Annotated in this window: 23 protein-coding genes; 17 read left to right on the forward strand and 6 right to left on the reverse strand. The window is 72.0% G+C overall.

Annotated elements, in window-relative coordinates:
- Nucleotides 1–140: 140 nt before the first annotated feature.
- The 10 genes from ald to DWB77_RS29555 all read left to right on the forward strand — a co-directional run bounded on the left by ald (nucleotide 141) and on the right by DWB77_RS29555 (nucleotide 9818).
- Nucleotides 141–1256, forward strand: coding sequence for an alanine dehydrogenase (gene ald, locus DWB77_RS29510; protein ID WP_120728396.1), 1116 nt, complete (start codon nucleotides 141–143; stop codon nucleotides 1254–1256).
- 403 nt (nucleotides 1257–1659) lie between these two features.
- On the forward strand, nucleotides 1660–2811 hold the full coding sequence (locus DWB77_RS29515; protein ID WP_120724731.1) for a ParA family protein: 1152 nt from the start codon (nucleotides 1660–1662) through the stop codon (nucleotides 2809–2811).
- Nucleotides 2808–3329: a hypothetical protein gene (locus tag DWB77_RS29520; RefSeq protein ID WP_120724732.1), complete on the forward strand. Its 522-nt coding sequence runs from the start codon at nucleotides 2808–2810 to the stop codon at nucleotides 3327–3329. The genes DWB77_RS29515 and DWB77_RS29520 overlap by 4 nt, the downstream gene beginning before the upstream one ends.
- Before the next feature lie 62 nt (nucleotides 3330–3391).
- A complete protein-coding gene (locus DWB77_RS29525) occupies nucleotides 3392–4426 on the forward strand; it encodes a segregation and condensation protein A (RefSeq protein WP_120728398.1) in 1035 nt (344 codons plus the stop codon).
- On the forward strand, nucleotides 4423–5043 hold the full coding sequence (scpB, locus tag DWB77_RS29530) for an SMC-Scp complex subunit ScpB (protein ID WP_120724734.1): 621 nt from the start codon (nucleotides 4423–4425) through the stop codon (nucleotides 5041–5043). The genes DWB77_RS29525 and scpB overlap by 4 nt, the downstream gene beginning before the upstream one ends.
- Entirely contained in the window at nucleotides 5043–6197 is a 1155-nt protein-coding gene (locus DWB77_RS29535; protein ID WP_120724736.1) for a pseudouridine synthase, read from the forward strand. The genes scpB and DWB77_RS29535 overlap by 1 nt, the downstream gene beginning before the upstream one ends.
- 159 nt (nucleotides 6198–6356) lie before the next feature.
- Nucleotides 6357–6953: a nicotinamide riboside transporter PnuC gene (gene pnuC, locus DWB77_RS29540; RefSeq protein WP_342778003.1), complete on the forward strand. Its 597-nt coding sequence runs from the start codon at nucleotides 6357–6359 to the stop codon at nucleotides 6951–6953.
- The gene (locus tag DWB77_RS29545) at nucleotides 6950–8032 is read left to right on the forward strand and encodes an AAA family ATPase (RefSeq protein WP_120724738.1); all 1083 of its coding nucleotides are present in this window, start codon (nucleotides 6950–6952) and stop codon (nucleotides 8030–8032) included. The genes pnuC and DWB77_RS29545 overlap by 4 nt, the downstream gene beginning before the upstream one ends.
- Nucleotides 8029–8808, forward strand: coding sequence for an NUDIX hydrolase (locus DWB77_RS29550; protein ID WP_120724739.1), 780 nt, complete (start codon nucleotides 8029–8031; stop codon nucleotides 8806–8808). The genes DWB77_RS29545 and DWB77_RS29550 overlap by 4 nt, the downstream gene beginning before the upstream one ends.
- On the forward strand, nucleotides 8805–9818 hold the full coding sequence (locus tag DWB77_RS29555) for an ADP-ribosylglycohydrolase family protein (protein ID WP_120724741.1): 1014 nt from the start codon (nucleotides 8805–8807) through the stop codon (nucleotides 9816–9818). The genes DWB77_RS29550 and DWB77_RS29555 overlap by 4 nt, the downstream gene beginning before the upstream one ends.
- 12 nt (nucleotides 9819–9830) lie before the next feature.
- Here DWB77_RS29555 and DWB77_RS29560 read toward each other — a convergent pair whose 3' ends face one another.
- The 3 genes from DWB77_RS29560 to DWB77_RS29570 all read right to left on the reverse strand — a co-directional run bounded on the left by DWB77_RS29560 (nucleotide 9831) and on the right by DWB77_RS29570 (nucleotide 11670).
- Nucleotides 9831–10559 carry a nucleotidyltransferase domain-containing protein gene (locus DWB77_RS29560; protein WP_120728402.1) on the reverse strand — a complete coding sequence of 243 codons (729 nt, stop codon included), beginning with the start codon at nucleotides 10557–10559 and terminating at the stop codon, nucleotides 9831–9833.
- Nucleotides 10560–10577: 18 nt separating this feature from the next.
- Nucleotides 10578–11081 (reverse strand): Rieske (2Fe-2S) protein, encoded by a 504-nt coding sequence (locus DWB77_RS29565; RefSeq protein WP_120724743.1) that lies wholly within the window; start codon nucleotides 11079–11081, stop codon nucleotides 10578–10580.
- Between the two features lie 253 nt (nucleotides 11082–11334).
- Entirely contained in the window at nucleotides 11335–11670 is a 336-nt protein-coding gene (locus DWB77_RS29570; RefSeq protein WP_120724744.1) for a DUF952 domain-containing protein, read from the reverse strand.
- 154 nt (nucleotides 11671–11824) lie between these two features.
- Here DWB77_RS29570 and aroH point away from each other — a divergent pair, with 154 nt between their 5' ends.
- The 5 genes from aroH (at nucleotide 11825) to der (ending at nucleotide 16244) form a co-directional block, all read left to right on the forward strand.
- The gene (aroH, locus tag DWB77_RS29575; RefSeq protein WP_120724746.1) at nucleotides 11825–12187 is read left to right on the forward strand and encodes a chorismate mutase; all 363 of its coding nucleotides are present in this window, start codon (nucleotides 11825–11827) and stop codon (nucleotides 12185–12187) included.
- Nucleotides 12184–13269: a prephenate dehydrogenase gene (locus DWB77_RS29580; protein ID WP_120724748.1), complete on the forward strand. Its 1086-nt coding sequence runs from the start codon at nucleotides 12184–12186 to the stop codon at nucleotides 13267–13269. The genes aroH and DWB77_RS29580 overlap by 4 nt, the downstream gene beginning before the upstream one ends.
- A 101-nt stretch (nucleotides 13270–13370) precedes the next feature.
- A complete protein-coding gene (gene cmk / locus DWB77_RS29585) occupies nucleotides 13371–14078 on the forward strand; it encodes a (d)CMP kinase (protein WP_120724750.1) in 708 nt (235 codons plus the stop codon).
- Complete coding sequence (locus DWB77_RS29590; protein ID WP_120724752.1) at nucleotides 14036–14725, forward strand: lysophospholipid acyltransferase family protein; 690 nt, start codon at nucleotides 14036–14038, stop codon at nucleotides 14723–14725. Before cmk ends, DWB77_RS29590 begins: the two co-directional genes overlap by 43 nt.
- Nucleotides 14726–14795: 70 nt before the next feature.
- On the forward strand, nucleotides 14796–16244 hold the full coding sequence (gene der, locus DWB77_RS29595; RefSeq protein WP_120724754.1) for a ribosome biogenesis GTPase Der: 1449 nt from the start codon (nucleotides 14796–14798) through the stop codon (nucleotides 16242–16244).
- 48 nt (nucleotides 16245–16292) lie between these two features.
- Here the strand turns inward: der and DWB77_RS29600 are convergent, their stop codons facing one another.
- A complete protein-coding gene (locus DWB77_RS29600; RefSeq protein WP_120724756.1) occupies nucleotides 16293–16676 on the reverse strand; it encodes a hypothetical protein in 384 nt (127 codons plus the stop codon).
- Nucleotides 16677–16803: 127 nt separating this feature from the next.
- Complete coding sequence (locus DWB77_RS29605; RefSeq protein WP_120724758.1) at nucleotides 16804–17577, reverse strand: hypothetical protein; 774 nt, start codon at nucleotides 17575–17577, stop codon at nucleotides 16804–16806.
- A gap of 358 nt (nucleotides 17578–17935) precedes the next feature.
- On the opposite strand from DWB77_RS29605, the gene DWB77_RS29610 reads away from it, so the two are divergent.
- Nucleotides 17936–19216, forward strand: a complete 1281-nt coding sequence (locus DWB77_RS29610) for a glycosyltransferase family 4 protein (RefSeq protein WP_120728406.1) — start codon at nucleotides 17936–17938, stop codon at nucleotides 19214–19216.
- Complete coding sequence (locus DWB77_RS29615) at nucleotides 19213–20037, forward strand: hypothetical protein (protein ID WP_120724760.1); 825 nt, start codon at nucleotides 19213–19215, stop codon at nucleotides 20035–20037. The genes DWB77_RS29610 and DWB77_RS29615 overlap by 4 nt, the downstream gene beginning before the upstream one ends.
- A gap of 7 nt (nucleotides 20038–20044) precedes the next feature.
- On the opposite strand, the gene ctaD is transcribed toward DWB77_RS29615, so the two are convergent.
- A complete protein-coding gene (ctaD, locus tag DWB77_RS29620) occupies nucleotides 20045–21769 on the reverse strand; it encodes an aa3-type cytochrome oxidase subunit I (RefSeq protein WP_120724762.1) in 1725 nt (574 codons plus the stop codon).
- Nucleotides 21770–21867: the final 98 nt, after the last annotated feature.

Genomic DNA, 21867 nt, shown 5'->3' on the forward strand with positions numbered 1-21867 from the left:
TGTAAGGGTAGACAGCGCGAGGACCTTCATTAGACTGGGTGAGCCGCAGCCTCCTGTGGTGCCCCCGGTGCGCCTGTTCGCGTACGGGTATGTATGGCATTGCCCCCGTTTACCCCCCTGAGTCAAGGACCGTGATCGACGTGAAGGTCGGTATCCCCCGCGAGGTCAAGAACAACGAGTTCCGGGTGGCCATCACCCCCGCCGGCGTGCACGAGCTCGTACGCCACGGCCACCAGGTCTTCGTCGAGCAGAGCGCCGGTGTGGGCTCCTCGATCACGGACGCCGAGTACGTCGCGGCAGGCGCGGAGATCCTCGCCACCGCGGACGAGGTCTGGGCCACCGCCGACCTGCTGCTCAAGGTCAAGGAGCCCATCGCGGAGGAGTACCACCGCCTGCGCAAGGACCAGACGCTCTTCACCTACCTGCACCTCGCCGCCTCCCGCGAGTGCACGGACGCCCTGCTTGAGTCCGGCACCACCGCGATCGCGTACGAGACCGTCGAGACGGCCGGCCGCCAGCTGCCGCTGCTCGCCCCCATGTCCGAGGTCGCGGGCCGGCTCGCCCCGCAGGTCGGCGCCTACCACCTGATGCGCTCGGCCGGCGGCCGCGGCGTGCTGCCCGGCGGCGTCCCCGGCACCCACGCCGGCAAGGCGGTCGTCATCGGCGGCGGCGTCTCCGGCTGGAACGCCACGCAGATCGCCGTCGGCATGGGCTTCCACGTGACCCTGCTCGACAAGGACATCAACAAGCTCCGCGAGGCCGACAAGATCTTCGGCACCAAGGTGCAGACGATCGTCTCCAACGCCTACGAGCTGGAGAAGGCCGTCGTCGAGGCCGACCTCGTCATCGGCGCGGTGCTCATCCCCGGCGCGAAGGCCCCGAAGCTGGTCACCAACGAGCTCGTCGCCAAGATGAAGCCCGGAAGTGTCCTTGTCGACATCGCCATCGACCAGGGCGGCTGCTTCGAGGACTCGCGTCCGACCACCCACGCCGAGCCGACCTTCATGGTCCACAACTCGGTCTTCTACTGCGTGGCCAACATGCCGGGTGCGGTGCCGAACACCTCCACCTACGCCCTCACCAACGCCACGCTGCCCTACATCGTGTCGCTGGCGAACAACGGCTGGGTCGAGGCGCTGCGCCGCGACGCCGCCCTCGCGCTCGGCCTCAACACCCATGACGGCCAGGTCGTTTACGGTCCGGTCGCCGAGGCCCACGGCCTGGAGCAGGTCGAGCTGCACGCGCTTCTCGGCTAGTGAAAAGGCGGTTCGTCAACCGGACCGTCAACCGCGTACACCCGGCCGGACCTTGTCGACCAAGGTCCGGCCGGATGTGTGTCGCGACACTTCCGCCCGCCCCGGAACGACTCGCTCAACTCGCCTCGAACGTAACCCTTTAACCGTTTCGCGCACTGGTGAAACGTGCGCGTCGATGCCCGTACGCCCTTGACAGCGGGGTGTTCGGTTGCCGACACATCGGGCCGGGTCCGGCGGATTGTGTTGCTGCGGACCGGTGACACGCCATAGAGTCGCCAACCGTCGGCATGGTGCCACGCTGACCTATCGATAAAGTTTCCTGGTCACGTCCAAGGAGGTAAGACGACTTGTGAATGAGTCGACATTTACTCCCGGAGGTGGTCAGTCCGGAGTCCCTGCGGGGATGTCCGTACGGGGCCTGAGCCCTTCGGGGCCCGAGGCTGTCGGCTCCGTCGCGGTCCGCGCCTTCGAAACCACACCGGTCCCCGCCCACGCGGGGATGGTCCCCACCCAGCACATGACGACAGCCCCACGGATGATGGACGGCCTACACGTGAACGCCACGGCCGGCAACGAGAGCGGCCGGGACACCGCCGCTCTCGCCGACTTTGACGAGGTGCCCCAGGGGCACTTCTACGACCCCGACGCCGAGTACGAGCCCGACCCCGAGTACGCGGCCACCCTCGCCCCGGACGCTGCCCGCCAGCGCCGCGAGCGGATCGGCCCGACCGGACGGCCGCTGCCGTACTTCCCGATCCCGGGCCCGCTGACCGACCACGGTCCCGCGAAGATCATCGCGATGTGCAACCAGAAGGGCGGCGTGGGCAAGACGACGTCGACCATCAACCTGGGTGCCGCGCTCGCGGAGTACGGACGCCGCGTGCTGCTCGTCGACTTCGACCCGCAGGGAGCCCTGTCGGTCGGCCTCGGCGTGAACCCGATGGAACTCGACCTCACCGTCTACAACCTGCTCATGGAGCGGGGCATGTCGGCCGACGAGGTGCTGCTCAAGACCGCGGTCCCCAACATGGACCTGCTGCCGAGCAACATCGACCTGTCCGCCGCCGAGGTGCAGTTGGTGAGCGAGGTCGCGCGCGAGTCCACGCTCCAGCGGGCGCTCAAGCCGCTGATGCAGGACTACGACTACATCGTGATCGACTGTCAGCCCTCGCTCGGCCTGCTCACCGTGAACGCCCTGACGGCGGCTCACAAGGTGATCGTGCCGCTGGAGTGCGAGTTCTTCGCGCTGCGCGGTGTCGCGCTGCTGACCGAGACGATCGAGAAGGTGCAGGAACGCCTCAACCCCGACCTGGAGTTGGACGGCATCCTCGCCACGATGTACGACTCGCGCACGGTGCACAGCCGCGAGGTCCTGGCCCGGGTGGTCGAGGCCTTCGACGACCACGTCTACCACACGGTCATCGGCCGCACGGTGCGCTTCCCGGAGACCACGGTCGCCGGTGAGCCCATCACGACGTACGCCTCCAACTCCGTCGGCGCGGCCGCCTACCGCCAGCTCGCCAGGGAGGTGCTCGCCCGGTGTCACGCCGAGTGAGTCTGCCCGGGGCCGACGAACTGTTCCGTACGACCGGGGGGATGGCGCTCTCGCCGTCCACCCCCAGGCGGGGGCCCGGTGGCGAGGCGCGGGTGCCGGCGCCGGCGGGCGAGAGCGAACCCGTGGCCGCCGAGTCCGCCCCCGAGGCGGAGCACGGCGCGGCCGAGGAGGACTCCGGCTCGGGCGAACCGCGCAGCCGCGGCGCCGCCGATGCGGACGCCGCCAAGGCGCGGCGCACCCCCGCGCAGGGCGGCTCCGGCACCGCGCAGCAGCGCCGCCGCCAGCGGGCGGCCAACCGGCGGCCCAGCGGCCGCGAGCGCCACGACGAGAAGATCACCGTCTACGTCTCCGCCGAGGAGCTGATGGACCTGGAGCACGCGCGCCTGGTCCTGCGCGGTGAGCACGGGCTCGCGGTCGACCGCGGGCGGATCGTGCGGGAGGCCGTCGCGGTCGTCCTCGCCGATCTGGAGTCGCGGGGCGACGCGAGCATTCTCGTACGGCGTCTTCGGGGGCGTTAGCCGTTAGCCTGCGCCGTGCGGCCGTGGGCCGCCAGCGCTTCGCACCGCCCGCTCCACACCCCCTGGAAAGCCCCTTGGCCAGCCCCGCCGACGAACCGGACGCTCCCGCCGCGCGGGGGGCTCGCCGTGCGCTCGGGCGGGGGCCGGGTTCTTTTTTCCCCGCCCCGCCCCTTCCCGAGACCCTCCGGGGGTCGGATTCGGGCGCGGCCGAGGGGGTGGCACCGGGGGCTCCGCCCCCGGACCCCCGCTCCTCGAACGCCGGAGGGGCTGGAGGGGTGCCGCCTGCCGAAGCTCCCGATGACGGGCGGTTCACCGTTCGGCTCGCCAACTTCGAGGGGCCCTTCGACCTGCTCCTCCAGTTGATCTCCAAGCACAAGATGGACGTCACCGAGGTCGCCCTGTCCAAGGTCACCGACGAGTTCATGGCGCACATCAGGGCCATGGGGCCGGACTGGGACCTGGACCAGACGACCGAGTTCCTCGTCGTCGCGGCCACCCTGCTCGACCTCAAGGCCGCCCGGCTGCTGCCCGCCGCCGAGGTCGAGGACGAGGCCGATCTGGCGCTGCTCGAAGCCCGGGACCTGTTGTTCGCGCGGCTCTTGCAGTACCGCGCGTACAAGCGGGTCGCGGACATCTTCAGCGAGCGCCTGGACGGCGAGGCGCGCAGATACCCACGCACCGTCGGCCTGGAGCCGGGCCTCGCCGAGCTGCTGCCCGAGGTGGTGATCAGCGTCGGCGCCGAGGGATTCGCGAAGCTCGCCGTCAAGGCCATGCAGCCCAGAGCCGCGCCCCAGGTGTACGTCGACCACATCCACGCCCCGCTGGTCTCGGTGCGGGAGCAGGCGGGGATCGTCGTGGCGCGGCTGCGCGAGGCGGGGGAGGTCAGCTTCCGGGTGCTCGCCGAGGACGCCCCGGACACGCTCACCGTGGTCGCCCGGTTCCTGGCCCTTCTGGAGCTGTACCGCGAGAAGGCCGTCGTCCTGGACCAGGACGAGGCGCTGGGGGAGCTGATGGTGCGCTGGAGCGGCGGCGAGGGCGATGCGACGCCGACGGTGACCGACGAGTTCGACCACGTGGTGACTGAGGAGCAGGCGTGAGCGAGGAGCTGGAGCTGAAGCCGGCCTTGGAAGCCGTCCTGATGGTCGTCGACGAGCCCGCGAGCGAGGAGCACCTCGCCAAGGTCCTGGAACGCCCCAGAAGGGCCGTGGCGGACGCCCTGCGGGAGCTGGCCGACGAGTACACGGCGCAGGGCCGCGGCTTCGAGCTGCGGCTGGTCGCGGGCGGCTGGCGGTTCTACAGCCGGGCCGCGTACGCCGACGCCGTCGAGGGCTTCGTCCTGGACGGCCAGCACGCCCGTCTCACCCAGGCCGCCCTGGAGACCCTCGCGGTCGTCGCCTACCGCCAGCCGGTGAGCCGCTCGCGGGTCTCCGCGGTGCGCGGAGTCAACTGTGACGGGGTCATGCGGACCCTGCTCCAGCGCGGTCTGGTCGACGAGGCGGGCACGGAACCCGAAACAGGTGCGATCCTGTACAGGACGACGAACCACTTTCTGGAGCGGATGGGCCTGCGCGGCCTGGACGAGCTCCCGGAGCTGGCGCCCTTCCTCCCCGAGGCGGACGCGATCGAGGCCGAGACCCTGGAGGGTGTGCCGTCGTTCGACCCGGACGCGCCCGACGCGCCGGAAACCCCCGCAGACGACAAGACGGAAATGTGATGCGAAGCAGCAGCGGCAGGAACAGCAGCGGAAACAACGGCGGGAGCCGTGGTGGCAACAGCGGCGGCCGCGGCAGCAGTGGCGGTGGCGGCGGCCGGGGCGGATCCGGCGGTGGCCGGGACGGCCAGCGCCAGGGCGGCGGCCCGCGCCAGAGCGGCAGCGGCAAGCCGCGTCCGCTGCGCCCCGAGGAGCGCACCTACGACGTGGGCGGCGACGCCCCCCGCGGTGGACGCGGCGCTTCCGCGCGCGGCGGCGCCAAGGGCGGCCCCAAGGCGCCCCAGGGCGGCACCCCGGTCCGCCGCGGCCCGCACGGCCAGCGCCTGGGCCAGGCCCGCCCGCGCGAGCTCGACGCCAAGATCGAGCAGCGCAACCGGGACCGGTACGCGGACAAGCCGGACGTGAAGACCCCCAAGACCTTCCCCGGCGCCGAGCAGGAGGGCGAGCGCTTGCAGAAGGTGCTGGCCAGGGCCGGCATGGGCTCGCGCCGCGCCTGCGAGGAGCTGATCGAGCAGGCCCGTGTCGAGGTCAACGGCGAGATCGTGCTCGAACAGGGCAAGCGCGTCGACCCCGAGCGGGACGAGATCAAGGTGGACGGCCTCACCGTCGCCACCCAGTCGTACCTCTTCTTCGCGCTGAACAAGCCGGCCGGCGTCGTCTCCACCATGGAGGACCCGGACGGCCGCCAGTGCCTCGGTGACTACGTCACCAACCGCGAGACCCGCCTCTTCCACGTGGGCCGTCTCGACACCGAGACCGAGGGCATCATCCTGCTCACCAACCACGGCGAGCTGGCCCACCGTCTGACCCACCCCAAGTACGGCGTGAAGAAGACCTACTTGGCGGCCATCACGGGCCCGCTGCCGCGCGAGATCGGCAAGCGGCTCAAGGAGGGCATCCAGCTGGAGGACGGTTACGCGCGGGCCGACGCCTTCCGCGTCATCCAGCAGACCGGCAAGAACTACCTCGTCGAGATCGAGCTCCACGAGGGCCGCAAGCACATCGTGCGCCGCATGATGGCCGAGGCCGGCTTCCCGGTCGAGAAGCTGGTGCGCGTCGGGTTCGGCCCGATCGGGCTCGGCGACCAGAAGTCCGGCTGGCTGCGCCGCCTCACCAACACCGAGGTCGGCATGCTGATGCGCGAGGTCGAGCTTTAAGGACCCCCAACACCCGCCGCCGGAGCCCGGCTTCCCCGTCCTGGGGGAGCCGGGCTTTCGCGTCGTGTGCGCCCCCGCAACTTTGTGCGCCCTTCTGAACAACCTTGTGCGCCCACCCCTGACCTCTTTATAGTCACAGCGACCATTAAGGAGGTCGGTGTGTCCCTCACCTGGACCGAGACACTCGGGTTCGTCACCGGCGCGCTCTGCGTCTGGCTGGTGGCCCGCCGGCACGTCGCCAACTGGCCGGTGGGCATCGCCAACAACCTGTTCTTCATCGTGCTCTTCCTCCAGGCGGGCCTGTACGCGGACGCCGGACTCCAGGTCGTCTTCATCGCCCTCGCCGGGTACGGCTGGTGGACCTGGACCCACGGGGGTGGACCAGGTTCCGGCACGCTTCCGGTCCGGCGCACGACCCGCACCGAGTGGCTGGGGCTGCTCACGGCGGGGGCGGTGGGGACCGTGGCGCTGACGTTCCTGCTCGCCGCGGCCACCGACTCGACCGTCCCGTTCTGGGACGCGCTCACCACCGCCCTGTCCCTGACGGCGACGTACGGCCAGTGCGAGAAGCTCCTCGAATCCTGGTGGCTGTGGATCGCGGCGGACGTGATCTACATCCCGCTCTACGCCTACAAGGAGCTCTACGCGACCTCGCTCCTGTACGTCGGCTTCCTGGCCCTGTGCCTGATCGGGCTGCGGGGCTGGCGGCGCGAACTGGGCTTCAGGCCCCGGCGACTTGACGAGGTGACGGTGTGAAGCGGCATCAACACGGCCTGGTCCTGGGCAAGTTCTATCCGCCGCACGCCGGCCACCACCACCTGGTGCGCACCGCGGCCGCCCACTGCGAACGGCTCACCGTGCTGGTGTGCGCCGCCTCCGTCGAGACGATCCCGCTGGCCGAGCGAGTGCGGTGGATGCGGGCGGCACATCCGGACGCCCGCGTCCTGGGCGCCGTCGACGACATCGGGGTGGACCTGCACGACCCGGTGATATGGGACGCCCACATGGCCGTCTTCCGCGGCGCCGTCCCCGAGCGCGTCGACGCGGTGTTCACCTCCGAGTCCTACGGCGACGAACTCGCCCGCCGCTTCGGCGCCGAGCACGTCCTGGTCGACCTCGACCGCACCCTGTTCCCCGTCTCCGGCACCGCCGTGCGCAAGGACCCGGTGGGCAGTTGGGACTTCCTCGACGCGCCGGTGAGGGCCTGGCTCACCCGGCGCGTGGTCGTGCTCGGCGCCGAGTCCACCGGCACCACCACCCTGGCCCGCGCCCTCGCCGCGCACTACCGCGCGCGCGGCGGGGTCTGGGCGCGCACCCGCTGGGTCGAGGAGTACGGACGCGAGTACAGCGAGGGCAAGCTGGCCGCGCTGCGCGCCCGCTACCCGCAGGCGTGCTGGGAGGACGTCGAGTTCGGCTCGGACGAGTTCCCGGTGATCGCCGAGCGGCAGAACGAGCGCGAGAACGCCGCGGCCGGACTCGGCTCGCCCGTGCTGTTCTGCGACACCGACTCCTTCGCCACCACCGTGTGGCACGAGCGCTACGTGGGCCGGCGCGACCCGCGCGTCGACGCGGTCGCCGAACGGGCCGCGGCCCACCACCTGTGGCTGCTCACCGACCACGAAGGGGTGCCCTTCGAGGACGACGGGCTGCGCGACGAGGAGGAGCTGCGGCCCTGGATGACCGACCGGTTCCGGGCCGAACTCACCCGTACCGGACGGGAGTTCATCGAAGTGCGCGGCCCGCACGAGGAACGCCTGGCGACCGCCGTGGCCGCCGTGGACGCGCTGCTCGACCGGGGCTGGGAGCTCGCCGACCCGCTGCCGGAGCGGCGATGACCGCCGTCGGCCCCCGGGCCCGGGAGGGGGGCGCCCGGGAGCCGGCGGCCAAGGTGCCCGAGGGATACGACCCGCACGCCTTCGCGCCGTTCGCCGTCACCGTGGACCTCGCCGTCTTCACGGTCCGCGAGGGCGCCCTGCACGCACTGCTCATCCGGCGCGGCCAGGACCCGTACGCGGGCGCCTGGGCGCTGCCCGGCGGTTTCGTGCTGCCGCGCGAGTCCGCCGAACTCGCGGCCCGGCGCGAACTGGCCGAGGAGACGGGCCTCGCGGACGACGTGGTGGCCACCCTCCACCTGGAACAACTGCGCACCTACAGCGAGCCGGACCGCGACCCCAGGATGCGGGTCGTCTCGGTCGCGTACACCGCGCTCGTGCCCGACCTGCCCGAACCGCGCGGCGGCGGCGACGCGGCGCACGCCGAGTGGGTCGCCTTCGGCACCCGCGGGCGCCTCGCCTTCGACCACGCCGACATCCTCGCCGACGCCCACGAACGCGTCGGCGCCAAGCTCGAATACACCTGCCTCGCCACCTCGTTCTGCCCGCCGCAGTTCACCCTCGGCGAGCTCCAGCAGGTGTACGAGACGGTCTGGGGCACCGCGCTCGACCGCCCCAACTTCCGCCGCAAGGTGCTGGCCACGCCCGGCTTCGTCGAGCAGGTGGCAGGTGCTTCGCGGCTGACCGGCGGCCGGGGCAAACCGGCCGCGCTCTACCGGGCGGGCCCCGCGACCGCGCTGCACCCGCCCCTGATGCGCCCGGAGGGACGACCAACATGAACCGTTCCGCTCGACAGACGGCCACCGGTGCCTTGATCGGCCTCGCACTGGGGGACGCCCTCGGCTTCCCCACCGAGTTCGACGACGTGCCGGCGATCCTCGCCAAGTGCGGGCCCTGGCGCGAGATGGCGCTGCCCACACCCGCGATCGTCACCGACGACACCCAGATGACCCTCGCCCTCGGCCGCGGCATCCGTACCGCCATGGACCGCGGGCTGCTCGGCCCGCTGCGCCTGGAGCGGCCGGTCCGCGAGGAGTTCGTCGACTGGTACCACTCGCCCGAGAACAACCGCGCCCCCGGCCGCACCTGCCTGGTGGCCTGCGCCCAACTGGACCGGGGGCTGCCCTGGCAGCAGGCCACCCAGCTCGGCTCCAAGGGCTGCGGCGCCAACATGCGGGTCACGCCCATCGGTCTCGTGCCGGGTTTGAGCGAGGAACAGCGGGCGGGCGCCGCCCAGTTGCAGGCCGCCCTCACCCACGGCCACCCCACCGCCCTCGCCGCCTCCGACCTCACCGCCCGCGCGGTGTTCCTGCTCGCCCAGGGCGCCGACCCGATGGGCCTGGTCGGCCAGTTGCGCTCGTACGCCTACGAGAACCGCAGCCGCTATCACGACCGCTGGCTCGGCGACCTGTGGACGCGGGCGCAGGACCCGACCCCGGGCCACTTCATCGCGCGCGGCTGGGACGAGTGCCTCGACGCCCTCGACCGGGTACTGAAGGCGCTCCGCGCGCCCTCGCCCGAGACCGACCCCTGCCTGGACACCGGCGACGGCTGGGTGGCCGAGGAGGCCTTCGCCACGGCTCTGCTCTGCTTCCTGCTCTTCCCCGACGAACCCCTCACCGCGCTGCGCCGGGCGGCCTGCACCCAAGGCGATTCGGACTCCATCGCCTGCTTGACCGGCGCGTTCGTCGGCGCCCACCTCGGGGTGGCGGCCTGGCCCAAGGAGTGGGCGGAGCGCATCGAGTACCGCAGCGAACTGCTGACCCTAGGGGCGCTCTGGGACGCGTGAGCCCAAACGGCGTCACCCACGACGCACGCCGTGCCGCACGACGTCGTCGTACGCCCCCGCCTTCAGGGCCGACTCGCGGCGCACGCGGAACAGGAACTCCGCCACCCGGGCCCGGTCGGGCTCGGGCGGCAGGGGAGAGGTGGTGGCCGCCTCGTCGGCCTCGGTCGCCCGGCGGGCCATCCAGGACTCCACCTCGGGCCAGGACACCTCGCCGCGCCTGACCGCCAGGAGGCGCTCCCGTTCGGCGCCCACGTCGATGGCGAGCGCGCCGGTGCGCAGCAGATCGCGGCAGCTCGTCAGGAGCCGCAGCAGATGCATGGCGTGCTTCCACCGGGGCGCGCCGAACCGGCGGACGTCGGCGTCGAGCTTCTTGCGCTGGCCGAGCGCGTAGCGCACGAACGTCTGGTGGGCCCGCCGGGACAGGAACGCCTCGCGCAGGGCGAGCAGTTCGCGTCCCGTGGCGTCGATGTGCTCGACCAGCGGGGAGTGCAGGCACTCCAGGATGTTCGGGTTGGCGCGCAGGGCCAGCTCGCAGAACCGCTCCAGCTCCCAGCCGAACTGCTCGGGGGCCGGGCCCTCGACATGGGACGGCGGCTTCTCGAAGCCCCAGAACAGCGCGGTGGGCGCTAGATAGATCCCGCGGACGTCGGTGTCGCTGTCCTCGGTCGCGAGGCCGAAGGCGCGCGAGCCCATGACGCAGGAGTAGACGGTGTGGTCGGCGACGAGCTCTTCGGGCGTCATGACACCCATCGTCGCCGGTCAGGGCAGCAGGATCGAACCCTTATCGACGGTGATCGGCTGGGCGGGCAGCGGACGCGGGGCCGGGCCGTGCGCCACCGAGGCGTCCGCGATCCGGTACTTGCTGCCGTGGCAGGGGCAGTTGATGGTGCCGTCCGACACCGTGGATACCGTGCACCCCTGGTGGGTGCAGATCGCCGAGAAGCCCTTGAAGGTGCCCGCAACGGGCTGGGTGACGACCACCTTCCGGTCGGCGAAGACCTTCCCGCCGCCGACCGGGATGTCCGAGGTGCGGGCGAGGACCCGGCCGGTCCCGGCGGACGCGCTCGGCTCACCGGACGCGCTCGGCTCACCGGACGCCGCCGGCGGGCTCGACCGGTCCGGCGCGGCGGAGGCGGCGCCGCTGGGCGCGCCCGGGGTGGGCGTCGAACTGCCGCCGCCGTCACCGGAGTTCGAACAACCCGCGAGGGCCGCCGCGCCCGCCGCCGCCACGAGAACCGTGCGACGGCTGTTGACTGCTTCCATGGTGTGCACTCCTCAGGTCTCACGCCGGGCGCCCGGAAGGGGCCGCGGCAGAAGCATCCTGGCGCGGCGGGCCCCCGGGACGAAGCACCGACGGGCCCCATGCCTCCTTTCGTGCGTCCCTCTCGCGCGTGCCTGCCTCAGGCGGTGCGCGCGCGTCCCGCAAGGACCTCGTGCGTGCTCTGCCCGGCGCCTGACCGGCAAAGCCGCTCCCCGGGTCGGCCGCACGACCCCGGGTCGGCCGCGCGACCTCGGGTCAGCCGCGTGCCGCGAGCCCGATCGCGCGGCCCTCGGCGTCCCGGCGCACCTCCAGGACCGCGGTCACGGCCGCCCGCTCGACCGGCCCGTACACATGCGGGAACAGGACGCTTCCCACGCCCTCCCAGCGGACCTCGGCGGCCAGCGCCGACTCCTCGACACACAGCACCAGGAGCGGCCCCGGGACCTGCCGGTAGCGGGCGTCGGCGACGGCCAGCGCCGAGGCCTCGTCGGCCGAGCAGTGCACGAAGCCCTCGGTGGCGAGCGAGGGCGGGCGGTAGGGCAGGTGCGGGTCGGCCGACCACTCGTCCAGAGGAACCACATGCAGGATCATCCGTAGGTTGTACCGCAGCCCCGGTCCGGCGGTGACGCCCCCCGGGGCGCGGCGGCCGACCCGTCCCGAGGGGCGACCGCCGCCGCCGTGCGCCGACCGCGCTGACTACGCTGAACGGGAACGAAGTCGAAGGCCGAAGTCCGAGGAGTACGTCGTGGCGGTACGAGCGGTCCGTGGGGCCGTCCAGCTGGAGCGGGACGAAGCCGGTCACATGGACGAGCAGGTCGGCGTGCTGATCACCGAGATCCTGGAGCGCAACGGCCTGACCCCCGACGACCTCATCAGCATCTGGTTCACCGCCACCCCCGATCTGCGCAGCGACTTCCCGGCCGCCGCCGCGCGCCAGCTCGGCATCACCGACGTACCCCTGATCTGTGCGCAGGAACTCGACGTCGCCGGGGCCATGCCCCGGGTGGTGCGGATCCTCGCCCACGTCGAGACCTACCTCGACCGCGCCGAGATCGCCCACGTCTACCTCGGCTCCGCCGCCGCCCTGCGCAAGGACATCGCCCAGTGAGAACCGCCCTCGTCATCGGTACCGGCCTGATCGGCACCTCCGCCGCCCTGGCCCTCGCGAGCCGCGGGATCACCGTGCACCTCGCCGACCACGACCCCGCCCAGGCCCGCACCGCCGCCGCGCTCGGCGCCGGCACGGACGAGGCCCCCGGTGGCCGGGTCGACCTCGCCGTCGTGGCCGTGCCGCCCGCCCATGTGGCCGCCACCCTGGCCGGGGCGATCCGCGGCGACGTGGCCCGCGCCTACATCGACGTGGCCAGCGTCAAGGGCGGCCCGCGCCGCGAGCTGCTCTCGCTCGGCTGCGACCTTGGCTCCTACATCGGTACGCATCCCATGGCCGGCAAGGAGCGCTCGGGTCCGCTGGCCGCCACCGCCGACCTCTTCGAGGGCCGGCCCTGGGTGCTGACGCCGACCCGGGACACCGACACCGAGGTGCTCAACCTGGCGCTCGAACTGGTCGCCCTGTGCCGTGCCGTGCCGGTCGTCATGGACGCCGACGCCCACGACCGCGCCGTGGCGCTGGTCTCGCACACCCCGCAGCTGGTCTCCTCGATGGTCGCCGCCCGCCTGGAGGCGGCCGACGAGACGGCGGTACGGCTGTGCGGCCAGGGCATCCGCGACGTCACCCGCATCGCGGCCTCCGACCCCCGGATGTGGGTCGAGATCCTCTCCGCCAACCCGGGCCCGGTCGCCGACGTGCTCTCCGGGATCGCCGCCGACCTCGACGAGACGGTGCGCGCCCTGCGTTCCCTGGAGTCCGCCGACGAGGACAAGCGGGCCGGCGGCGCCGCCGGCATCGAGGACGTGCTGCGGCGCGGCAACGCCGGCCGGGTCCGGGTGCCGGGCAAGCACGGCGCGGCGCCCGCCACGTACGAGATCGTCGCCGTCCTGATCAGCGACGAGCCGGGCGGTCTCGCGCGGCTCTTCGCGGACGCGGGCCGGGCCGGGGTCAACATCGAGGACGTCCGCATCGAGCACGCCACCGGCCGGCAGGCGGGCCTGGTCCAGCTCATGGTCGAGCCGGCCGCGGCCCCCGGCCTGAGTGCCGCGCTGCGCGAGCGGGGCTGGTCCCTCAGGCAGTGACGCGGTCGTCCCGCCCGGGCGGGACGGGGGGCTCGCACGAGCCAGTAACCTTGTACGGGGCGGATTTGCGTCCCGAGCATCCCCCGCCCCGTACCAGGAAGGTGTCCGTCACCGTGGAAACCGCCGCCCGGACCGCTCCGGCAGCAGTGATTGTCGCCATCGACGGCCCCTCCGGCACCGGCAAGTCCAGCACCTCCAAGGCGGTCGCCGCCAAGCTGGGGCTGAGCTACCTGGACACCGGCGCCCAGTACCGGGCGATCACCTGGTGGATGATCAGCAACGGGATCGACATCGACGACCCCGCGGAGATCGCCGTAGCGGCGGCCAAGCCGGTGATCGTCTCCGGCACCGACCCGTCGGCGCCGACCATCACCGTCGACGGCGAGGACGCCTCCGGCCCGATCCGCACCCAGGACGTCACCTCCAAGGTCAGCGCCGTCAGCGCGGTCCCCGAGGTGCGCGCCCTGATCACCCAGCTCCAGCGCGACATCGCGGCGGGCGCCGGGCAGGGCATCGTGGTCGAGGGCCGTGACATCGGCACCACCGTGCTGCCCGACGCCGACCTGAAGGTGTTCCTCACCGCCTCCCCCGAGGCGCGCGCGGCCCGCCGCAGCGGCGAGATCAAGGGCGCCGACGTGACGGCCACCAAGGAAGCCCTGATCAAGCGGGACGCGGCGGACTCCGGCCGCAAGACCTCCCCGCTCGCCAAGGCCGACGACGCCGTCGAGGTGGACACCACCGAGCTCACCCTGGACCAGGTCATCGAGTGCGTCGTCACCCTCATCGAGGAGAAGCGGGCCGCCAAGTGACAGCAGTACCTGTCGCCGAGCGGGGCGCGGAGATCGGGCGCCGGATCGGCGTCGGCCTGATGTACGGGCTGTTCAGGCCCAGGGTGCTGGGCGCCTGGCGGGTCCCGGCGAGCGGTCCGGTGATCCTCGCCGTCAACCACTCCCACAACATCGACGGCCCGATGGTCATGGGCACCGCACCGCGCGGCACCCACTTCCTGATCAAGAAGGAAGCCTTCATCGGGCCCCTCGGCACCTTCCTCCACGGCATCGGCCAGCTCAAGGTGGACCGGACGGTCGCCGACCGCGCCGCGATCACCGAGGCGCTCGCCGTCCTCGAGCGGGGCGGCGTCCTCGGCATCTTCCCCGAGGGCACCCGGGGCGACGGCGACTTCGCCTCGCTGCGGGCCGGCCTCGCCTACTTCGCCGTACGGTCGGGGGCGCCCGTCGTCCCGGTGGCCGTCCTGGGAAGCACCGAGCGCCGCGGACGGTTGATAAAGGGGCTGCCACCCCTGCGTGGCCGCGTCGACGTGGTCTTCGGCGACGCCTTCAAAGCGGGCGACGGCAGCGGACGCCGCACCCGCAAGGCGCTCGACGAGGCCACCGTCCGCATCCAGGACCGGCTCACCGGCCACCTGGAGAACGCCAGGCGCCTGACCGGGCGCTAGGCCAGACTTTCAGTAGTGGACCGCTCGATCGCGCTCCACCGATCACGACGATGAACGAGGTACGGACTTCATGAACGACCAGCACGAACACGGAGCGCTCGGCGATGCCGAGTACGCGGAGTTCATGGAGCTCGCCGCCGAGGAGGGTTTCGACGCCGAGGACATCGAGGAGGCCCTCGACGAAGCCGGCCACGGCCCGCTCCCGGCCCTCGCCGTCGTCGGCCGCCCCAATGTCGGCAAGTCGACCCTGGTGAACCGCATCATCGGCCGCCGCGAGGCCGTCGTCCAGGACAAGCCCGGCGTCACCCGCGACCGCGTCACCTACGAGGCCGAGTGGGCCGGCCGGCGCTTCAAGGTCGTCGACACCGGCGGCTGGGAGCAGGACGTCCTCGGGCTCGACGCCTCCGTCGCCGCCCAGGCCGAGTTCGCCATCGAGGCCGCCGACGCCGTCGTCTTCGTCGTGGACGCCACGGTGGGCGCCACCGACACCGACGAGGCCGTCGTCCGGCTGCTGCGCCGGGCCGGCAAGCCCGTCGTGCTCGCCGCGAACAAGGTCGACGGCATGTCCGGCGAGTCCGACGCCGCGGCCCTGTGGTCGCTGGGCCTCGGCGAGCCGTTCCCCATCTCCGCGCTGCACGGCCGCGGCACCGGCGACCTGCTCGACGAGATCCTCAAGGCGCTGCCGGAAGCCCCCGCCCAGCGTTTTGGCACCACGGTCGGCGGCCCCCGCCGCATCGCCCTCATCGGCCGTCCCAACGTGGGCAAGTCCTCGCTCCTGAACCAGGTCGCGAAGGAGGACCGGGTCGTCGTCAACGCGCAGTCCGGCACCACCCGCGACCCGGTCGACGAGCTCATCGAACTCGGCGGAATCACCTGGAAGTTCATCGACACGGCGGGCATCCGCCGCCGCGTCCACCTCCAGGAGGGCGCCGACTACTACGCCTCGCTGCGCACCGCCGCCGCCGTCGAGAAGGCGGAGGTCGCGGTCGTCCTCATCGACACCAGCGAGTCGATCTCCGTGCAGGACCAGCGCATCATCACGATGGCCGTCGAGGCCGGGCGCGCGCTCGTCATCGCGTACAACAAGTGGGACACCCTCGACGAGGAGCGGCGCTACTACCTGGAGCGCGAGATCGAGACCGAGATGCAGCAGGTCGCCTGGGCACCCCGCGTCAACGTCTCCGCGCTGACCGGCCGTCACATGGAGAAGCTGGTCCCGGCGATCGAGACGGCGCTTGCGGGCTGGGAGACCCGGGTCCCCACCGGCCGCCTCAACGCCTTCCTCGGCGAGCTCGTCGCCGGGCACCCGCACCCGATCCGCGGCGGAAAGCAGCCGCGCATCCTGTTCGGTACGCAGGCGGGCACCAAGCCGCCGCGGTTCGTCCTGTTCGCCTCGGGCTTCATCGAGGCCGGCTACCGGCGCTTCATCGAGCGCCGGCTGCGCGAGGAGTTCGGCTTCGACGGCACCCCGATCCACATCTCGGTGCGGGTGCGCGAGAAGCGCGGCCGTAAGAAGTAACTCCCCCACGGGAGCCCGCGGGGGAGTCGCTCCCTCGCGGGAGAGGTTTCACAGCCCCCTGCGGGGGCCGGGCGGCAGTGCCGCCGGGAGCTGGTGCTGCCCGGTGTGCTGCCGCCCGTTCGCGTTCATCGCGGGGTGCACGTGCCAGTTCCCGGCGTACGTCGCCGGGAAGTGCTGGGTCTGGTGGCCGGAGTGCTGGCCGGTGCGGACGGCGTGCATCCCCGACCCGAACCCGCCGAGTGCGCCGAACCCGGTGAATCCGAGGTTCTCCTCGCCGGACCGGTCACCGGGGAGGGCTCGGAAGGACCGGAGGTACTCCGAGTACAACGCGTCGTAGATCGGCGTGGGGGAGTGGGCGCCCGCCGTGTCGCCCGAGGGGCGCATGGCGGGGATCGAGGACTGGTACGGGCGGGAGGGGTCGTATGTGTGCACGTATGTGCCAACGACCCCGTCGGGCCGGGGATGCGGGGTGTTCCCGCTTATCGGTAGCGCGGGCCGGGACGCCCCACGCCCCTTGCGTGCCCGTCCCGGCCGGGCGGGACGGGCACGCGAGGACCGCTCAGGTGCCGGCGAGCGGCATGGCCGCGGCCACCAGACGGCCGTCGGCCGCGGCCTTCTCCAGGGCGTCCCTGAGCAGGTCCTCGCGCGGCTGCTGGCCGATCATGCCGACCGGGGCCGCGAAGACCAGTACGCGCTGGAACTTGTTGGCGGCCGCGCGCCAGCCCTCCGTCACCTGGAGCGGCTGGTGCGCCTGCCACCACGACACCGAGCTGCCGGCGCCGCCGGTGCCGGGCTGGAGGACCGCGTGCAGCTGGCCCATCGCGAGCAGCACGGACCAGCCCGGAAGCACCGAGGGCAGCCGGGCCACGTCGGTGACCGGCACGAAGCCCTGCTCGATGAGGAGCGGCAGGAATTCGTCGGTGGTGCCGCCCGAGCCGGGCCGGGCGATCGGGCCGGTCGGCTCGACGACGAGCGCCGGGTGCAGATCGCCCTCGATCAGCACCAGACCGCTGGTGATGCCGAGCACGGCCTGCCCGGGGCCCGCGTCGGCCGGCTCCTCGCCGGTGATGGAGCGCACGGCTCCCTGAAGCTGCTCCTCGGCGACCTGGACGACCTGGGAGGGGATGCAGCTGGCGTGGGCGAAGGCGAGGACGGCGGTCTCCTCGCCGACGAACAGGACGGTGCTGGTGCGCTCCTGCTCGGAGTCGCCCGGCGTGCGACAGGAGGTGCAGTCATAGCTGCCCGGGGCGTTCTCGCCGGCGAGCAGCCGCTCGGCTTCTTCGTCGCCGATCTCGGCGCGGACGTCCTCACTGACGTCGAGCATGCGCGGCACGGGTGGCTCCTAGGAACTGAGTGGATGCGCCGGGCGGTTCCCGGCTTCTCTCGTACAGACGACAACGGGTGATCTGCGGCCTGGGTCACGCGCGAAGGCGAACGGAATCGAACCGTCACCGACCGTGAGCGAACGCGCCCCTGGGCCCGTCGCTTTCCGTCAACACGTCCAAGATCCACGGAAGTTGGGGCAGCGGGCCACGGACGGGCCGGTCGGCGGTGATCGGCTCGCGGTACGGGGGAGGGGCAGGACAAGTAGAGTCCGTTCCTGACCGAAGTGTTTCGGCCCAGACCGAACCGATCGGCCAATGATCAAGTGGATGATCGACCGATCCAACGACCGAGGGGACGCGTGGCGCATGCACCTTTCATTTCTGCTGCACAACGCGTACAGCCTGGGCGGCACCATACGGTCCACCTTCAACCTCGCCGGTGAGCTGGCCAAACGGCACGACGTCGAGATCGTCTCCGTCTTCCGCCACCACGACGAACCCACCCTCGCCGCCCCCGAAGGCGTCCGCCTCAGGCACCTCGTCGACCTCCGGAAGCACAGCCCCGCATACGACGGCGACCACGCCCAGCACGCCCGCCCCGCCAAGGTCTTCCCCCGCGGTGACGGACGCCACAGCCAGTACAGCCGTCTCACGGACGCCCGGATCGGCGCCCATCTGGAGACGACCGGGGCGGACGTCGTCATCGGCACCCGGCCCGGCCTCAACGCGCACATCGCGCGCGGGACCCGGCCCGGCGTCGTCCGCGTCGGCCAGGAGCACCTCACCCTCACCGGCCACAGCTACCGACTGCGCAGCGAGATCACCCACTGCTACCCCCTGCTCGACGCGATCACCACGGTCACCCGCGCCGACGCCGAGGCCTACCGGGCGCTGCGCCTTCCCGGCGTCCGAGTCGACGCGGTGCCGAATGCGGTGCCCGCGCCCCGCGTGGAGCCCGCGTCGGGCGAGTCCAAGCTGGTGGTGGCGGCGGGGCGGCTCACCCCGGTCAAGCGGTACGACCTGCTGGTGCGGGCGTTCGCGCAGGTGGTCGCGGTACGGCCGGACTGGCGGCTCCGCATCCACGGCTCCGGCGACGCCTTCGGAAACGAACGCGACGCCCTGCGGAACCTCATCGACGATCTCGGCCTCTACAACCATGTGTTCCTCATGGGCCTGGCAGGCGATCTCGAGAGCGAGTGGGTCAAGGGCTCCCTCGCGGCCGTCACCTCCAGCCACGAGTCCTTCGGCATGACCATCGTCGAGGCGATGCGCTGTGGACTGCCCGTCGTGTCCACGGACTGCCCCCAGGGACCACGCGAAATCATCGAGGACACCGTGGACGGCCGGCTCGTCGAAACCGGCAACGCCGACGCGATCGCCGCCGGGCTGCTCGAACTGATCCAGGACGACGCCCTGCGCCACCGCATGGCCAAGGCGGCCCTGGCGAACTCCGAGCGCTTCGACCCGGCCAGGATCGCCGAACGCCACGAGGCGATCTTCGACGAGCTGTGTGCCCGCGGCGGCGGCAGCCGCTCCGCCGGAGCGCTCCGAGGCTCGGTGCACCGGGCCCGCAGCACCGCCCTCGACGGGGCGTACGCCCTGCGTCACAAGGCCGCCTCCGTGCTCCGGAAAGGGCAGACCCCATGACCACCACCGCCGAGTCACCGGACACCGGCCGGTCGGCCGCGCCGCGCGCCGACTGCATAGCCGACTCCGCGGGCGGCCTGACCTTCGACGTCACCGCGGCCGACCGGCCGGGCGCCGCCCTCGTCCTGCGCCGGCACGGCGCGCACCCCGGCGCCGATGTGCGCCTTCCGCTGACCCCGGCCGCCGAGGGCCTGCTGCGGGCCGTGCTGCCCAGCACGGTGGAGCTCGCCGAGGGCGTCTGGGAGGCGTATCTGGGCGGCGGGGACGACGGTGAACAGCGCTTGGAGCCCGGCCTGAGGGACCTGCGCGCGCTCGTCGACCGGGAGCCGGGACCGGACGCCGACGGGGTGGCCGTGCGCATCCCCCACGCCGACCGCTCGGGCGCTCTCGTCGTCCGCAGCTGGCTGCGCGGACCGCACGCCGAGACCGGCACCATCGGTCTGGACGCGGGCGCCGTCACCGTTCAGGGACGGCTTTACGGAGCGGAGCTCGGCCCCGAGGCGGCCGTCGAGGCGCGGCTGCGGGGCGGTGGCGGCCGCGTCCACCGGGTCGCGGCGAGCGCCGAAGCCGGAGGCTTCACCTTCACGCTGCCGTACGCGCCGCTCGCCGACGGGCTCGACGCCAAGGAGTGGCTCTGGGACCTGTGGCTGCTCACCGACGGCGACGGGCCCGCGGTGCGCCTGGCCCGCATCCTGGACGACGTCCCGCTGAAGCAGGCGATCTTCGTGTACCCGGGTGCCAAGGCGGGGCCCGCGGTGGTGCGCCCGTACTACACGGGCGCGAACGACCTGAGCGTGCGGGTCGACGCGGCGCGGAGCTGAGCCGGGCTCATCGGGCCTCGGGCCCCGGCTCGTCCGCGGATCGCACGGCCACCGGCTGCTCCGACTCCTGCGGCCGCTCCACGTCGTCGCGGAACGGCGCGAACTCGGGGTGGTGCAGATCGAACGCCGGGGACTCGGTGCGGATGCGCGGGAGGGTCACGAAGTTGTGCCGGGGTGGCGGGCACGACGTCGCCCACTCCAGCGAGCGGCCGAATCCCCACGGGTCGTCGACCTCCACCTTCTTGCCGTACTTCGCCGTCTTCCAGATGTTGTAGAGGAAGGGCAGCGTGGACAGGCCGAGCAGGAACGCGCCGATCGAGGAGACCGTGTTGAGCACCGTGAAGCCGTCCGCCGCCAGGTAGTCCGCGTACCGGCGGGGCATGCCCTGGGCGCCCAGCCAGTGCTGGACCAGGAACGTGGTGTGGAAGCCGACGAACAGCGTCCAGAAGTGGAGCTTGCCGAGCCGCTCGTCGAGCATCCGGCCGGTCAGCTTCGGCCACCAGAAGGCGAAGCCGCCGAAGGTCGCGAAGACCACCGTGCCGAACACCACGTAGTGGAAGTGGGCCACCACGAAGTACGAGTCGGTGACGTGGAAGTCCAGCGGCGGCGAGGCGAGGATGACGCCGGTGAGCCCGCCGAACAGGAAGCTCACCAGGAAGCCCACCGCCCACAGCATCGGGGTCTCGAAGCTCAGGGAGCCCCTCAGCATGGTGCCGGTCCAGTTGAAGAACTTCACGCCCGTCGGCACCGCGATCAGGAACGACATGAACGAGAAGAAGGGCAGCAACACCGCGCCGGTCGCGAACATGTGGTGGGCCCACACCACGATCGACAGACCCGTGATGGCCGCCGTCGCCCCGATCAGGGCCGTGTAGCCGAAGATCGGCTTGCGGGAGAAGACCGGGATGATCTCCGTGATGATGCCGAAGAACGGCAACGCGATGATGTAGACCTCGGGATGGCCGAAGAACCAGAACAGGTGCTGCCACAGCAGCGCACCCCCGTTCTGCGCCTCGAAGACCACCGAGCCGAACCTGCGGTCCGCCTCCAGCACGAGCAGCGCGGCCGCGAGCACCGGGAACGCGATGAGCACCAGGATCGAGGTGAACAGGACGTTCCAGGTGAAGACCGGCATCCGGAACATCGTCATGCCGGGCGCGCGCATCCCGATGATGGTGGTCACGAAGTTGACCGCGCCGAGGATGGTGCCGAAGCCGGAGAGCGCGAGCCCCATGATCCACAGGTCGGCGCCGGCGCCGGGGGAGCGGGTGAGCGAGTTGAGCGGGGCGTAGGCGAACCAGCCGAAGCTCGCGGGCCCGGTCGGCAGCAGCACCGAGCCGAGCACGATCAGGCCGCCGAACAGGAACAGCCAGTAGGCGAGCATGTTCAGGCGCGGGAAGGCCACATCGGGGGAGCCGATCTGCAACGGCATGATCGCGTTGGCGAAGCCGGCGAAGGTCGGCGTCGCGAAGAGCAGCAGCATGATCGTGCCGTGCAGCGTGAAGAGCTGGTTGTACTCCTCGTTGGTCATGAGCTGGAGGCCGGGGCGGGCCAGTTCGGCCCGCATCAGCAGGGCCATCACGCCGGCGATCAGGAAGAAGACGAACGAGGTGATCAGGTAGAGATGCCCGATCTTCTTGTGGTCGGTGGTGGTCAGCCAGGCGACGACCACCGCGCCCGGCCGGCCCGGCCGTGCGGGCTTCGCCGCCGGGGTCACCGTCTCCGTACCCATCGCACCCCCTGAGGTGTCCGGCGTCAGGCCAGGGGCCATGATGCTCGCCGTCCGGGCCGGCGCGACAGAGGGCGTACGTCATCCGGTCGCACGGCACG

The organism is Streptomyces hundungensis, assembly GCF_003627815.1.
Lineage (GTDB): Bacteria > Actinomycetota > Actinomycetes > Streptomycetales > Streptomycetaceae > Streptomyces > Streptomyces hundungensis_A.